This window comes from Paractinoplanes durhamensis (assembly GCF_016862175.1).
In the GTDB taxonomy this organism is placed as follows: domain Bacteria; phylum Actinomycetota; class Actinomycetes; order Mycobacteriales; family Micromonosporaceae; genus Actinoplanes; species Actinoplanes durhamensis.
In genome coordinates this window covers 25,046-37,978 of record NZ_BOML01000066.1, presented here as the reverse complement: position 1 = coordinate 37,978, position 12,933 = coordinate 25,046, and the positions used below count along the sequence as shown (strand labels likewise).

General features: G+C 71.2%; 10 protein-coding genes. 3 read left to right on the top strand and 7 right to left on the bottom strand.

All coding sequences use genetic code 11. The features are described from left to right. Window positions 1-52: 52 nt before the first annotated feature. The gene (locus tag Adu01nite_RS39850) at window positions 53-2,461 is read right to left on the bottom strand and encodes a VIT domain-containing protein (RefSeq protein WP_203734529.1); all 2,409 of its coding nucleotides are present in this window, start codon (window positions 2,459-2,461) and stop codon (window positions 53-55) included. Next, window positions 2,458-3,042: a MerR family transcriptional regulator gene (locus tag Adu01nite_RS39845; RefSeq protein ID WP_203734528.1), complete on the bottom strand. Its 585-nt coding sequence runs from the start codon at window positions 3,040-3,042 to the stop codon at window positions 2,458-2,460. Before Adu01nite_RS39845 ends, Adu01nite_RS39850 begins: the two co-directional genes overlap by 4 nt. 95 nt (window positions 3,043-3,137) lie before the next feature. Between Adu01nite_RS39845 and Adu01nite_RS39840 the strand changes: the two genes are divergently transcribed. Next, window positions 3,138-3,941: a cyclase family protein gene (locus Adu01nite_RS39840; protein WP_239133064.1), complete on the top strand. Its 804-nt coding sequence runs from the start codon at window positions 3,138-3,140 to the stop codon at window positions 3,939-3,941. Here Adu01nite_RS39840 and Adu01nite_RS39835 read toward each other — a convergent pair. The 5 genes from Adu01nite_RS39835 to Adu01nite_RS39815 all read right to left on the bottom strand — a co-directional run bounded on the left by Adu01nite_RS39835 (window position 3,923) and on the right by Adu01nite_RS39815 (window position 9,272). Continuing rightward, the gene (locus tag Adu01nite_RS39835) at window positions 3,923-5,995 is read right to left on the bottom strand and encodes a M6 family metallopeptidase (protein ID WP_239133063.1); all 2,073 of its coding nucleotides are present in this window, start codon (window positions 5,993-5,995) and stop codon (window positions 3,923-3,925) included. The two genes, Adu01nite_RS39840 and Adu01nite_RS39835, sit on opposite strands and share 19 nt — an antisense overlap. Window positions 5,996-6,098: 103 nt before the next feature. Beyond that, window positions 6,099-6,365, bottom strand: a complete 267-nt coding sequence (locus Adu01nite_RS39830) for a hypothetical protein (protein WP_203734526.1) — start codon at window positions 6,363-6,365, stop codon at window positions 6,099-6,101. Between the two features lie 34 nt (window positions 6,366-6,399). Beyond that, window positions 6,400-7,122: an ABC transporter permease gene (locus Adu01nite_RS39825; RefSeq protein ID WP_203734525.1), complete on the bottom strand. Its 723-nt coding sequence runs from the start codon at window positions 7,120-7,122 to the stop codon at window positions 6,400-6,402. Beyond that, complete coding sequence (locus tag Adu01nite_RS39820; RefSeq protein WP_203734524.1) at window positions 7,119-7,991, bottom strand: ATP-binding cassette domain-containing protein; 873 nt, start codon at window positions 7,989-7,991, stop codon at window positions 7,119-7,121. Before Adu01nite_RS39820 ends, Adu01nite_RS39825 begins: the two co-directional genes overlap by 4 nt. A gap of 105 nt (window positions 7,992-8,096) precedes the next feature. Next, a complete protein-coding gene (locus Adu01nite_RS39815) occupies window positions 8,097-9,272 on the bottom strand; it encodes a dipeptidase (protein WP_203734523.1) in 1,176 nt (391 codons plus the stop codon). A 74-nt stretch (window positions 9,273-9,346) separates the two neighbouring features. Here Adu01nite_RS39815 and Adu01nite_RS39810 point away from each other — a divergent pair, with 74 nt between their 5' ends. Further along, window positions 9,347-9,811 carry an anthrone oxygenase family protein gene (locus Adu01nite_RS39810; RefSeq protein WP_203734522.1) on the top strand — a complete coding sequence of 155 codons (465 nt, stop codon included), beginning with the start codon at window positions 9,347-9,349 and terminating at the stop codon, window positions 9,809-9,811. Window positions 9,812-10,209: 398 nt separating this feature from the next. Then, a complete protein-coding gene (locus Adu01nite_RS39805; RefSeq protein ID WP_203734521.1) occupies window positions 10,210-12,711 on the top strand; it encodes a putative bifunctional diguanylate cyclase/phosphodiesterase in 2,502 nt (833 codons plus the stop codon). Window positions 12,712-12,933 lie beyond the last annotated feature (222 nt).

Here is a 12,933-nt window from a genome sequence, read left to right as displayed (position 1 = left end):
GGATGCCCCGCCCACAAGGGCGGGGCATCCGCCGTTCCCAGGCCGCCCGCGGTCAGCGCTTCCAGAACGGCCTGCGGGTCGGGCCCTCCGTCTCCGGCTTGGTGGCGTCGCTGCCGAATGCGGTGAGCACCTCGGTGGCCCTTGCCCATTTCTCGTCCAGCGAGGCGTCGCCGGTCAGGAACGTGACCAGCTCCTGCAGCGGCTCGAACTCCTCGCCGGGCAGCGAGCCGAGCAGGACCGTGAGCCGGCTGGACAGGTCGTCCAGCAGGTCGCGTCGCTCGTAGGCGGCCAAACCGGTTGCCGCCCGCAGGCGGCCGGCCTCGGTCGCGGCGATCTCCCGCACCTGGTCGATCGTCGGCGCCGCACCGCCCGCCACCGCCTTGCCCGCCCGCAGCGCGGACGGCACGGTGGCGAAGCCCTGCGGTGCGAAGGACGGGCTGTCCGCCGCCCGCCCGACCGATCGGGCCCGCTTGGGCGGCGCACCGCCGGCCATCGGCGGGGCGAACTGCGGCCCACCGGGTGCGGAGACACTCGGCGGCGCCGGCGGGGCCGGACTCGCAGCGCTCATCCGGAGCATGGCGGGCGCGATGTCGCCGCCGGACTCCCAGCCGGAGGGCAACTCGACCGGCTGGGTGACCCGGCGGGTGTTGCCGCCCTCGTTGACCACCCGGCTGTCGACCGCCACGAACGCGGTGAACCGGCACAGCACCCCGAAACGCAGTGAGGTGGCGACGATCCGCTCCTCGAGGCTGCGGTCGCCCGCCGCATACGCATCCTCCAGGTCGCGCAGCCGGGCCCGCGCCCACTGGGCGGGGATCGCCGGCTCGGTGCGTTCGTGCACCTCGACCGTCGTGCGGAACTCCTGGTCGTCGCGGGTGCGGCCGGTGACCGTCAGGCTGCCGCCGGGCTTGCCGGCGAACCGCCCGGCGACCACCAGCGGCACCCCCGGGTAGAGGCCGGGCAGCCGGGCCGGGGTGCGCTCGTCGTCGATCAGGCGCAGCCCGGTGGCCTCGACCCGCAGGTCGGTGACGACCGGCGCGCCGATCCGGCGGTGGATGTGCTCCATCGCCGCATCCAGCCTGTCCTCGCTCTCCACCAGCTCGGCGCGGCCGGCCCCGAGCGCGGCCAACCGGCCCAGGAAACCGGCGTTGACCGCCCGGTCGATGCCGATCGTGTGGATGCGGGTGGCGCCGATCAGCGGCGTGACATCGTGGACGATCTGATCCTCGTTGCCCACCTGGCCGTCGGTGACCAGAACCAGCACCCGGTCGCGGCCCTCGCTCGCCCGCAGCAGCCCCAGCCCGTCGGTCAGCGGGGCGAGCAGCTCGGTGCCGCCGCGGGCCTCGGCACGGGCCAGATGCTCCACGGCGCGGAACCGATGGCGGTCGCTCGCCTCGACCAGCCCGGCCCCGAGGTCGGCCGGGCGGTCGATCTGGTGGTCGAAGGTGAGCACGGCGAAACGGTCGGCGGTGGTCAGCGTGTCGATCACCCGGGCCGCGGCCCGGCGGGCGGCCACCATCTTCCAGCCGCCCATGCTGCCGGACCGGTCGAGCAGCAGCACCACGTCCTTCGGGCGGGCCGCGGCGGTGCTCTCCGGCGGCAGCACGACCAGCTGGTAGACGCCCCCCGGCTCCTCGGCGTTCTCGTCGGGCACGGCGACCGCGGTCTCGGTGCCGCCCGCGTAGCCGATGCGCAGCACGAAGTCGCGGTCGGCGCGCTCGCCGGGCTCGATGCTCAGCGTGCCGTCGGTGTCGGTCACGGTGTGCAGGCTGGAGCGCACCTCGCCGAGGGTGAGGCCGGCCGGGTCGATGCTGACGCCGACGGACAGCCGCAACGGGTTGGGGAAGCCGGGCAGCAGCACCGGGGGAGAGATGCGTGAGGCATCCGGCACCGCGTCGGTGTCGGGGAGCTGGCCATCGCCCGCATAGGGCCCCGGCAGCGGGGTGCCGGGAACGTAGCGTGGGGCCACGACCAGCGGGAAGCGGAACGTCGCCGCACCGTCCTCGAAGGGCAGCGGGCCGACCAGCCGGAGCTCGATCACCACCCGCTCGCCGGGCAGGATGTTGCCGACCCGCATGGTGAACACGTCGGGCCGCTCCTCCTCGGCGATCGAGGCCCGCTGACCGGCGGCGATCGCCTGGTCGTACGCCTCGCGGGCCGCGCCCCGCTCCTGCAGCTCGGCCTCGACGGTGCGGTCGTCGGCGGTCAGCGTCATGCCGGTGACCGCGGCCCGGTCGGGCAGCGGGAACACGTAGGTGGCCTCGAGCGCGGTGTCGTGCACGTTGACGAACTCGGTCACCACCACGGTGCGGGCGATCAGCCCGCTCACCCGGGCGCGGACGTCGAGCCGGTCGAGCGGCAGGTTGCCGCGGTCGGTGTGCAGGTTGCCGAAGCCGGCATCGGGCAGGATGCGGATGCGGTCGAGCTCACCCGGGCTCATCGGAGTGACGGAAACGTTCATGAGGATCTCCCATCGATCAGGCCACGGGACTCGAGCAGGCGGAGCAGGGGAGCGGCGGCCGCAGCGATCTCGGTGCGGTCGTCGCCGGACGCAGGATGGGGCAGCAGCAGGATGGCGCCGCCGCCGAGGGTCACCCCGTGCACCGGGGCGGGAATGTCCCGGATCGGCGGCTCGGCCGGGGCGGCGCCGGCAACCAGTCCGGTAACCGGGCGGTCGGCCCAGAATCGCGGCCGGGGGGCGTGCTCGGGCGGCTCGTCGTCGGTGGCCAGGAGCTGGGCGGGAACTCGGGATGCGTCGGTCAGGCCCTCCGGGGTGAGCCAGACGAAGTCGGCCTGGATCTCGGCCAGGCTGCGGCCCTCCGCCTGCCATCGTTTGATCGCCACCAGCTGCTGCAGGTGGCGCGGACCGTAGAGCGCGGTGCGCCCGCGCATGCCGAGCGGGCGGTCGACCAGGCCAATCGTTGAATACCACCGGATGGCGCGGCGGTCGGGCACATCGCGGACACGGCCGTTGGGTGCGCCTGGGTATTCGGCCTCCAGGGCCTGGCGCACTCGATCGACCAACTCTTCCATCGTCCACATGCCGTGAAGCTTGACACTGTCATGGTGACAGTGTCAATGTCGGGCAGCGGACCGGATGAAGACGCCGAGGGAAGTCAGGAGGTAAGCACGTTGCCATGCGACGACGCGAGATCATGGGGGCGGCCGCGGCCGGCCTGGCGGGGGCGATGGTGAGCGGTTCCGCGGCCGAGGCGAGCGACCGCGACCCGCTGCGCGGTGCCCGGCAGCGACTGATCAGCCTTTCCCACGTCAACGACCCGGCCACCACCAACGTCTACCCCGGCGACCCGCCGTTCGAACTCGAGACCATCGCGACCATCGAGAAGGACGGCTTCTACCTCCAGTTCGTCCGCGAGGGCGAGCACACCGGCACACACTGGGGTGCGCCCGGCCACTTCAACGCGGGCGAGGCGCTCGCCGACGACCTCGACCTCGGCGACCTGTTCCTGCCGGCCGTGAAGATCGACGTGCGGGACAGATGCGCCCGCAACGCCGACTACGAGGTGACGATCGACGACATCAAGGCCTGGGAGCGGCGCCACGGCCGCATCCCCGACGAGTCCATGGTGATCATCTGGACCGGCTGGGACGCCAAGTGGGGCACCGACGCCTACTTCAACTTCGACGACGGCGGCACCATGCACCAGCCCGGCTTCGCGCTGGACACGGTGCAGTGGCTGGCCGGCACCGGGCGGATCGGTCACCGCGGCGGCACCGGCACCGACACGTTCAGCCCCGACGTCGGCACCGACACCACCTACGCCGTCTCACTGCTGGTCTACCAACGGCACCGGATCAGCCTGGAGATCCTGGCCAACCTGGCCGCCTTGCCGCCGACCGGAGCCCAGATCCTGTGTGGCGGCCACATCAACAAGGCCGGCGCCGGCTCCACCGCCCTGATCTACGGCATCCTCCCGTAGCGAAGCGCCGGAGCGCTGCCGCCCGGCTGGAGTGTGTCGTTGACGACGAGTCGATACGGGGCGTACTGGGAGAACTTCTCGGTCGGCTCGTCGTAGGCGATGATGGCCACCACCTTGGGGTAGGCCTTGAGCTCGGCCCACCGGCCGATCGGCACGATGCGCGCGCGGTGGCCGTCGATGCCGACCAGCGTGGCGTGCCAGTGGTAGACGGGGGTGGCGACGATCTCGCCGGGGGAGCGCCAGCCCTTCAGCGACGTGCCGTCGTTCAGCACCCGGTCGCCGAGGGTGATTCGGCCGATCCGCCAGCCGCCCTTGTTGACCGCGCCGTCGCTGACGTAGTGCAGGTTGAGCAGCACCTTCTTGCCGGCGTAGGCCTTCAGGTCGTAGCCGGCCGTCACCACACCGCCGCTCGCGCCGGTCAGCCCCCAGCCGAGCGGCCCGTACCGGGTCCGGTCGCCGGCCACCGGGTTGTAGGTCCGGCCGCCGTCGGTGGAGATGGAGACGAGCGCCCAGTCGTAGGACTCCTCGGTGCCGTACGCCGTCTCCAGCTTCAGCGTGGGCGATTTGGTCGCCGCCGGCACCGTGATCGGCAGGACCGCCTGCGAGTCGAGGTTGAGCTTGTTGCCGGAGAAGAGCGTGCCGTCGGCGATCGTCCAGCCGGTCGGCAGCGGCGGCAGGGTCTTCGCGCCGGTGAAGGAGACCGACCGGAGCGGCGTCGGCAGCGGCACGTAGTCGGCGCCGTTCGGCGGCGCGCCGGGAGTGTCGTAACTGGACGGATTGTCGAGGTTGACGGTGGAGCGCAGGCTGTCCGCGGTGACCCGGTCGATCGGGACGCCGGACATCTTGCCGCCCTTGCCGCCGACGACCTTGTCCACCAGCGTCATGGTCTGGTAGTCGTGCACCACGTCGTAGAGGGCGGTCCCGGTCGGCAACGCGGCCTGCACCCCGGCGAGACCCTGGCGGATGCCGTCCCGGTGCAGCAGCGAGATCGTGTTCGGCCCGAAGCGGTCGCTGAGGTAGAGCATGAACTGATAGGCGTTGCCGTAGTCGGCGAGCACCTCGGTCGGCGTGCCTTCGTCCCACAGGTTGAGGGAGTTCTGCGGCCCGCCGCAGATCTTCGGGTTCGGGTTGTATTTCGTCTTCACCGATCCGAAGCCCTGGAAGCAGATCAGATGGTTGTCGTTGCCCAGGTCGTCGACGCCGGCCCGGGCGTCGACGTAGCCGACCAGGGTCTGCGCGTAGTCGGACAGCCCCTCGTTGACCCAGCTCTCCTCCTCCGAGTCGGCGTAGTACTCGAGCAGGTGCTGCCACTCGTGGGCGAACGTGCTCTCGTACATCCGGGGATGCGAGGGGCGGCTGCTGCAGAGGTCGTCGGTCGGCTCGTCGGCCGGCACCGCGCCGAGCCGGTGCTTCCAGTCGTAGGCGTCGATCGTCATGACGTTGCGGTCGAACAACTCGTTGAGCTGCGCCGAGAAGAACCCGGCCACGTAGGTGACGGCCTTCGGGTAGTGGAAGTAGTTGTCGTCGCGGATGTTGTCGATCAGGGTGACCGTCTTGTCGCCGTCACCGGAGTAATCACCGTTGCGTTTCGCGTTGCTGCCGTCCCGGTCGGGCGGCGTGCTGAAGGTCGCGGTCTCCTTCGGATAGATCGTGTGGTCGAACTCGTGGATCAGGTCGCCGACCTGCCGGTCGGTGACCTCGACGGCGTTCTTACGGCAGTCGGCGGCCGGGAACGCGATGTCATCGGCCACCCACACCTCGATGTGCTTGCCGACGGCGCGCAGCTTGTACTTCTTCGGGTAATACCCGCCGGTCGTGTCGTCGAGGCCGAGCCACTCCCGCTCGGTGCCGACCGCGGGCGTGCCGGCTGCCGCCCGCCGCCCGCCCGGCCGGGAGCCGGTGCCGGGCCGATAGCGCGGATGTGAAGGCAGCGCGGCACCCCCGAGCGTGAAACGTGTCCGATCGAGCTCACGGGCGTCGCTGCCGCGAGCCACCGGTGCGGCCGGCGCAGACCCGGGCGAAGCCGAAGCCGGCACCGACAGGAGCGATGCCACAAGGGCCAGTGTGACAATTGTTGCGAAACGGACACGCTTCATGAAACTGGACGCTACCCGGGACCTGACCTGCGAGACCCCAACACGCGCTACTCGACAGTGCTTACTCGAACAGGGAGTGGTCCCCGTTGCCCTCGTCCCGGCGGCGGGCCCGCCGCCGGAGCTGCACCACGACGATGTCGATCACCGCGACGACGGCCCAGGCGGCCAGCAGCCAGCCGGGCAGCGTCCAGCCGGTGCGGAACAGCAGGATCGACAGAACCGTGCAGACCACGAGGCCGAAAATGGCGAGCACGAGCCGCAGGTTCAGCGGGCTGTACGGTTCGTCGACCGTGCCGCGCCGGCCGGGCGGCTGCGCTCCGATGGGCATGCCCGGAGCGTACCGCCGGCCGCCGCGACGGCGATCAGCTCACCTCCTTGCGGAACATGCGCCACCCGCCGAGCAACAGCGGCAGCGCGATCCAGGCGAGAGCGGAGACGGCCAGGTGGCCGTACTGCCCGGCGGTCATGTGCGGGGAGGACAGCGGCTCGGAGGTGACGCCCACGTTGAGCCAGCGGCCGGCGGCCCGCAGCGGCCGGATCGTCTCGGCCAGGATGCCCCACAGGGTGGGCAGACTGAAGTAGGCGACGATCGCCAGCGGCGAGCTCAGCAGCAGGGCGCCGAAGCCCATGCCCATCAGGACGAACAGCAGCTCGGTCAGCAGGCCCTGCCAGATCAGCGTGCCGGCGAGGTGCCAGCCGCCGTCGCCGCCCGTCGCCGCCCCGATCAGGTTGGCGGCGGCGCTGAGCAGCAGGGTGGCGGCGGTCGCGGCGGCCGACACGAGCACGCCCGCGGCGACCTTGGCGGCGATCACCCGCAGCCGGGCCGGGGTCAGCGCGAAGGTGGTCAGGGCGGTCCGCTGGGACCACTCGCCGGTCATCGACAGGATGCCCAGCACCGGCAGCAGGACGGTCGGCGGCAGCAGGCCGAAGGCGAAGAAGTCGGCGAACCGCAGCTCCTCGTCGGGGGACCAGCCGAGCTGGATCGCCGCCGTGCCGGCCGTGCCCAGGCCGATCAGGATGAGCAGCCAGAGGCCGGCCCGGGTGTCGGACAGTTTGCGCAACTCGACGACGGTGAGCCGGATCATCGGGTCAGCTCCAGGAATTTCTGCTCCAGGCCACCGGCGCCGGCCGGGCGCAGCTCCAGCAGGACCACGCCGGCCGCGGCCGCGGCCCGGCCGATCGTCTCGGCCGGCGCGGTCACCACGAACCCGCCGTCGGTGGCCGGGCTGAACGACAGGCCGGCCCGATCGAGCAGGTCGCGCAGCGCGGCCGGGTCGAGCGCCCGGACCAGGGTGCCGGCGGTGGACAGCAGCTCGTCGCGGGTGCCGCTGGCCACCACCCGGCCGGCGCCGATGACGACCAGGTGGTCGGCCACCGCCTCGACCTCGCGCAGCAGGTGGGAGGAGAGCAGCACGGTGCCGCCGCCGTCGGCGAAGTCGCGCAGCAGGCCACGCATCCAGAAGATGCCCTCGGGGTCGAGACCGTTGGCCGGCTCGTCGAGGACGAGCACGGTGGGATCGCCGATCAGGGCGTGCGCCAGGCCGAGCCGCTGCCGCATGCCGAGCGAGTAGCGCCGGACCCGTTTGCGGGCGGCCGAGGCGTCCAGCCCGACCCGCTCCAGGGCCGGGCCGGCCGCCGAGGTGCGGACGCCCATGACAAGCGCGGCCAGGGCCAGGACCTCGCGGCCGGTGCGGCCGCCGTGCTGGGCGGAGGCGTCCAGCAGGACGCCGATCAGGCGTCCCGGATTGCCGAGGCGACGGTAGGGGACGCCGCCGATGGTGGCGGTGCCGGTGGTGGGGGTGGTGAGCCCGCAGATCATCCGCATGGTGGTGGACTTGCCGGCCCCGTTGGGCCCGAGGAAGCCGGTCACCGTGCCGGGCGGGCAGGTGAACGACACGTCATCGACGGCGGCGTGACTCCCGTACCTCTTGGTGAGGTTCTCGACCGTGATCATGCGTCTCAGCGTGCCGGGAGAGCCCGCCGGGGCGCGTCGGCCGGAGGTCGACGCAGCCGTCCGATGGTCTATGCGTCCGTCGACTTTGGTCGATGAGGGAAGACGTCAGCGAGCCGGGGACAACGGCCACAACGGCTCCTGGGCCAGCCGCTCCGTCTCCCGCAACACCCGCAACACGTTCAGCCCGGCCAGCTTGTCGAGGTCGGCCGCGGACCACCCGCGGCCGGCCAGCTCGGCAAGGAGCCGCGGATACCCGGAGACGTCCTCCAGCCCGGCCGGAAGGTCGGTGGTTCCGTCGTAGTCCCCGCCGAGCCCCACGTGATCCACCCCGGCTACCTCCCGGGCGTGCTCCACCTGGTCGGCCACCTGCGCAATCGTCACCACCGGCCGAGGGTTCGCCGCCAGCCACGGCTGGAACGAGGGCGAGGCGAGCGGATCGCCGGAGGGCCACGACGGCACCGACGCCGGATCCTCGCCCGGCCGCGGCGCCCGCGGCCATGCACTCTGTTCGGGCAGCCCGAGCCGCCGCCACTCCGCGTCCGCTTCCGCGAACCAGGCCCGGTACTCGGCCGAGATGAACGGCGCCACGAACGTCAACTGGATCACGCCGCCGTTGTCCCGCAGCCGGCCCAGCACGTCGTCGGGCACGTTGCGCGGATGATCGTGCAGCGCCCGCGTCCCGGAGTGGCTGAAGATCACCGGGGCGAACGCGGTGTCCAGCGCCGCGTGCATGGTCTCGGTGGCCACGTGCGAGAGGTCGACCAGCATGCCGATCCGCTGCATCTCACGGACCACCGCGCGCCCCTCGTCGGTCAGGCCGCCGACTGCCGGGGTGACCGCGGCCGAGTCGGCCCACGAGGTGTGGTGGTTGTGGGTCAGCGTCATGTAGCGGACGCCGAGCCGGCCGAAGGCCCGCAGCACGCCCAGCGAGGTGGCGATGCTGTGCCCGCCCTCGATGCCGATCAGCGACGCGATCCGGCCCTCGCCGATCACCCGTTCCACGTCGTCGGCGCTGTAGGCGATGGCCAGGTCACCCGGGTAGGCCGCGGCCATCCGGTAGACGGCGTCGATCTGCTCCATGGTGGCGACGACCGCTTCCGGCTCGGAAAGGTCGGACGGCACGTACACCGACCAGAACTGGCCGCCCACCTGCCCGGCCCGCAGCCGGGGGAGCGAGGTCTGCACGCCCGGCCGGTTCTCGTCGAGCCCGTCGACCCGGTAACCGAAGCGGCCGCGCAACTGCATGGGCAGGTCGTTGTGCCCGTCGATGATCGGCGTCATGTGTCCCTGGCTACTCCGGGGGCGGCCCGGGCGCAACCAGAACGGGTGGAACCGCCGGACTAGCGTGGCGAAACATGCGGATCGCCGTGTTGTTCGCCGCCACGATCACCGCCGGGATGATGGCCGGGCTCTTCTACGCGTACTCGATCTCGGTGATGCCCGCGCTGCGCGATGCGGACGCCGCGGTCTTCGTCGAGGTGCTGCAACGCATCAACCGGGCGATCACCAACGGCTGGTTCTTCCTCTGCTTCGCCGGCACGCTGGTCCTGGCCGCGACCGCGACGGTGCTGTACGCCCTGTCCGGTCCGGGAAAGGTGCTGGTGCCCACCGCGATCGGTCTCGGTCTCTACGCCGGGCAGCTCGCCCTCACCGCCGGCCTGCACATCCCGCTGAACAACGCGCTCGACGCGGCCGGCACCACCGATCCGGCGGCGGCGCGTAGGGCGTTCGAGCCGCGCTGGGTGCCGTGGAACCACGTTCGTACGCTCCTCTGCACCGGATCTTTCGTCTCGTTGTGCTGGGCCCTGGTGCAGGCGTGACGCGGATCGACTCGTGAGTCAGGCCACTTGCTGTTCATCTTGGAGGTCTCCCGTGGCCCCTGCCGTTTCCGTATCGTTAATGCTCGGCCGTTGAGCATCACCCGCGGCCCGCGCGTGCGGAATCCCGTTGTCGCGCGCCCGATGCGGCCGACAGGCCGACGCGTCGAAGGGAGCCCGGCTTATGGCTAAGAAGTCGAAGAAGGACAAGAAGAAGGACAAGAAGAACAAGAAGAAGAAGTAGCTCTTCCTGTTCGAGACGGCGCGGGCGGTTCCGGATTCTCGGGGCCGCCCGTGTTGCGTCCCCGGCAAACCTCAGATGACCGGCGGCCTGCCCGATTTTTGTCTCCGAGGGCGTGCTGGTCGCACGCATCCGAGGCCTGGCGCGGAAAGGGGGTCCGATGACCACGGTCATCGGCGCTGCTGTCACCGTCGCCGCGCTCGCCGCCGCTCTGGCCTGTTTCCGGCAGGCGCGCCGGCGCAGCGGCCAGATGCGTCTCGCCTGGGCCTGCTTCGGCGTCAGCGCGGCCGTCGCCGGGCTCTTCGGCGGCACCCCCGCCGACCCGGCCCCCGGCTACCTCGTGCTCGTCGCGCTGACCTGCTTCGGGCTGTTCGTGCTGCCGATGCCGCCGCGGACCGGGATCGAGAAGCTGCGCACCACCCTGGACCTGGCGATCATCGGTGCTTCACTGACGGCCCTCAGCTATCACGTGGTGATCAGCATCCATCCGTCGGCCGGGATCGTCTCGCCGTATGCCATCGGCGACATCCTCCTCGGCACCGCCGGCCTCACCGCTCTCACCCGGATCAGCCGGGTCGTGCCCGGCCGGCGCGGGCTGATGCTGGCCGCCATCGCGATGATCGTCGTCGCGGTCTCGGCCGGGGCCGGCTACATCGGCGGGGAGGCGATCGGCGCGATCGGCTGGATCGCCGGTTACGCGGCTCTGGCGGTGGCCGCATCCGTGCGGTGGCCGGCCGAGAACCACGAGGCCGAGGAGCGGCGGACCCTGGCCGTCATGCTGCCCTACGCCGTCCTCACGCTCAGCCTGGTCGTCGGCCTCGCCCGGCTCGCGCTCGGCGGGCAGCCGAGCGCGGTCGGCACCTGGACCCGGTCGATCTGCCTGGCCCTGATCGTGATCCGCCAGATCTTCCTCCTGATCGACAATCGGCGCCTGGTCAGCGGCCTGGAGACTCGGGTGAGCGAGCGCTCCGCCGAACTGCACGCCCGCGAGCTGCGCTTCCAGGCGCTGGTGGACCAGAGCACCGACTCGATGGCGATCCTGGAGGCCGACTCGACGGTCCGCTACCAGAGCGAATCGGTCCAGCGGATCTTCGGTTACCCGGCGTCGATGCTGCTCGGCAAGCGCTTCGTCGAGCTGGTCGGGCGCAAGGCCGGGGCCCGGGTCCAGGCCGCGATCGACCAGGTCAAGGACGTCCCCGGGGCCACCACCGTCTTCGAGATCACCATCTTCCACGCCGACGGGCAGCCCCGCCTCGCCGAGATGACCATCACGAACCTGCTGACCGACCCGCACGTCCGCGGCCTCGTCTTCAACACCCGCGACATCAGCGACGCCGCGGAGCTGCAGAACCAGCTGCGCCAGGAGGCCTACTACGACGTACTCACCGGGCTGGCCAACCGGGCCGGCTTCCGGGAACGCCTCGCCGAGGCGGTCGAGCGCAACGAGCCCGGCCGGGTCGCCATCCTGCTGCTCGACCTCGACGGCTTCAAGGAGATCAACGACAGTCTCGGCCACGACGCCGGCGACCACCTGCTCGTGCACGTCGCCGAGCGGCTGCGCCGCCGGCTTCCGGCGCCGAAGGTGGTGGCCCGGGTCGGCGGCGACGAATTCGCGGTGATCGTGGAGGCGGACAAGGCCCGCGAGGAGGCCGAGCTGATCGCCATGGAGCTGCTGGCCACGCTCGGCGAGCCGATCGACGTCGACGACCGCGAGCTGCACATCGGGGCCGGGATCGGCATCGCGACCTCCGGCGACTGCCTCGACGCCGACCAGCTGCTGCGCGACGCCGACCTGGCCATGTACCGCGCGAAGGACGCCGGCGGCGGCGGTTACGCCACCTACCACCCGAGCATGCACGACGCCCTGGCGCGCCGCCTCGAGCTCGCCACCGACCTGCGCCTCGCCCTCGAACGCGACGAACTGCTGCTGCACTACCAACCCACCGTCGACCTGCGCAGCGGCGAGATCACCGGCTTCGAGGCCCTGGTCCGCTGGCAACACCCCACCCGCGGGCTGGTGCCGCCGCTCGAGTTCATCGGCGTCGCCGAGGCGACCGGCCTGATCGTGCCGCTCGGCCGCTGGGTGCTCGCCGAGGCCTGCCGCCAAGCGGTGGAATGGAATCGCCCGCTGAAGATGGCGGTCAATGTCTCGGTGCGCCAGTTCGAGGACGACGACGTAGCCGCGATGGTGGCCGAGGTCCTCGCCGAGACCGGCATGCCGCCGCACCAACTGTGCCTGGAGATGACCGAGAGCGTCCTGCTGACCGACACCGACGAGAATTTAGCCCGGATCGTCAGTCTCAAGGCTCTGGGCGTCCTGCTGGCCATGGACGATTTCGGCACCGGCTATTCGTCGCTCGCCTATCTGCGCCGTTTCCCGATGGACATTCTCAAGATCGACCGCTCGTTCGTAGACCGTCTCGGCGGCGATCCGGAGGACGAGGCCCTGGTCCGCACGATCGTCCGCCTGGCCGAACGCTTCGGCATGTCGACGGTCGCCGAGGGCATCGAGAACGAAACCCAGCTGGCCTTCCTGCAGGAAATGGGTTGCGACACCGCCCAGGGCTACCTGCTTTCCCGCCCATTGCCAAAGGCACAGGCCACCGCCCTCCTGAACGAGAACACCCCATTCTCCCTCCCCGCCGCACACCTGGCCTCCTAGGACGCTTTACAGCGTAGGAAACCCGGCACCGGGTCACGCACGGCGGTTTTCTCCCGCCTTTTATGAGTACGCGTGAAGGAGGCCCCGGTGCGCACGATGGACTCGCCGTCGGCCGTCACGCGCGGGACAGAAATGCCGAAGCTCCCGGCACGCCGGGAGCCTCAGCGCTCTTCAGCGGGTGCGGAGCTGAGCCAGCTCAGGGTGATGTGACAGGGGAACGCG

Bases quoted from the DNA above. Each gene is read 5' to 3' on its own strand.
- Adu01nite_RS39850 (WP_203734529.1), bottom strand. From the start codon at position 2,461: ATGAACGTTTCCGTCACTCCGATGAGCCCGGGTGAGCTCGACCGCATC.
- Adu01nite_RS39845 (WP_203734528.1), bottom strand. From the start codon at position 3,042: ATGTGGACGATGGAAGAGTTGGTCGATCGAGTGCGCCAGGCCCTGGAG.
- Adu01nite_RS39840 (WP_239133064.1), top strand. From the start codon at position 3,138: ATGCGACGACGCGAGATCATGGGGGCGGCCGCGGCCGGCCTGGCGGGG.
- Adu01nite_RS39830 (WP_203734526.1), bottom strand. From the start codon at position 6,365: ATGCCCATCGGAGCGCAGCCGCCCGGCCGGCGCGGCACGGTCGACGAA.
- Adu01nite_RS39825 (WP_203734525.1), bottom strand. From the start codon at position 7,122: ATGATCCGGCTCACCGTCGTCGAGTTGCGCAAACTGTCCGACACCCGG.
- Adu01nite_RS39820 (WP_203734524.1), bottom strand. From the start codon at position 7,991: ATGATCACGGTCGAGAACCTCACCAAGAGGTACGGGAGTCACGCCGCC.
- Adu01nite_RS39815 (WP_203734523.1), bottom strand. From the start codon at position 9,272: ATGACGCCGATCATCGACGGGCACAACGACCTGCCCATGCAGTTGCGC.
- Adu01nite_RS39810 (WP_203734522.1), top strand. From the start codon at position 9,347: ATGCGGATCGCCGTGTTGTTCGCCGCCACGATCACCGCCGGGATGATG.
- Adu01nite_RS39805 (WP_203734521.1), top strand. From the start codon at position 10,210: ATGACCACGGTCATCGGCGCTGCTGTCACCGTCGCCGCGCTCGCCGCC.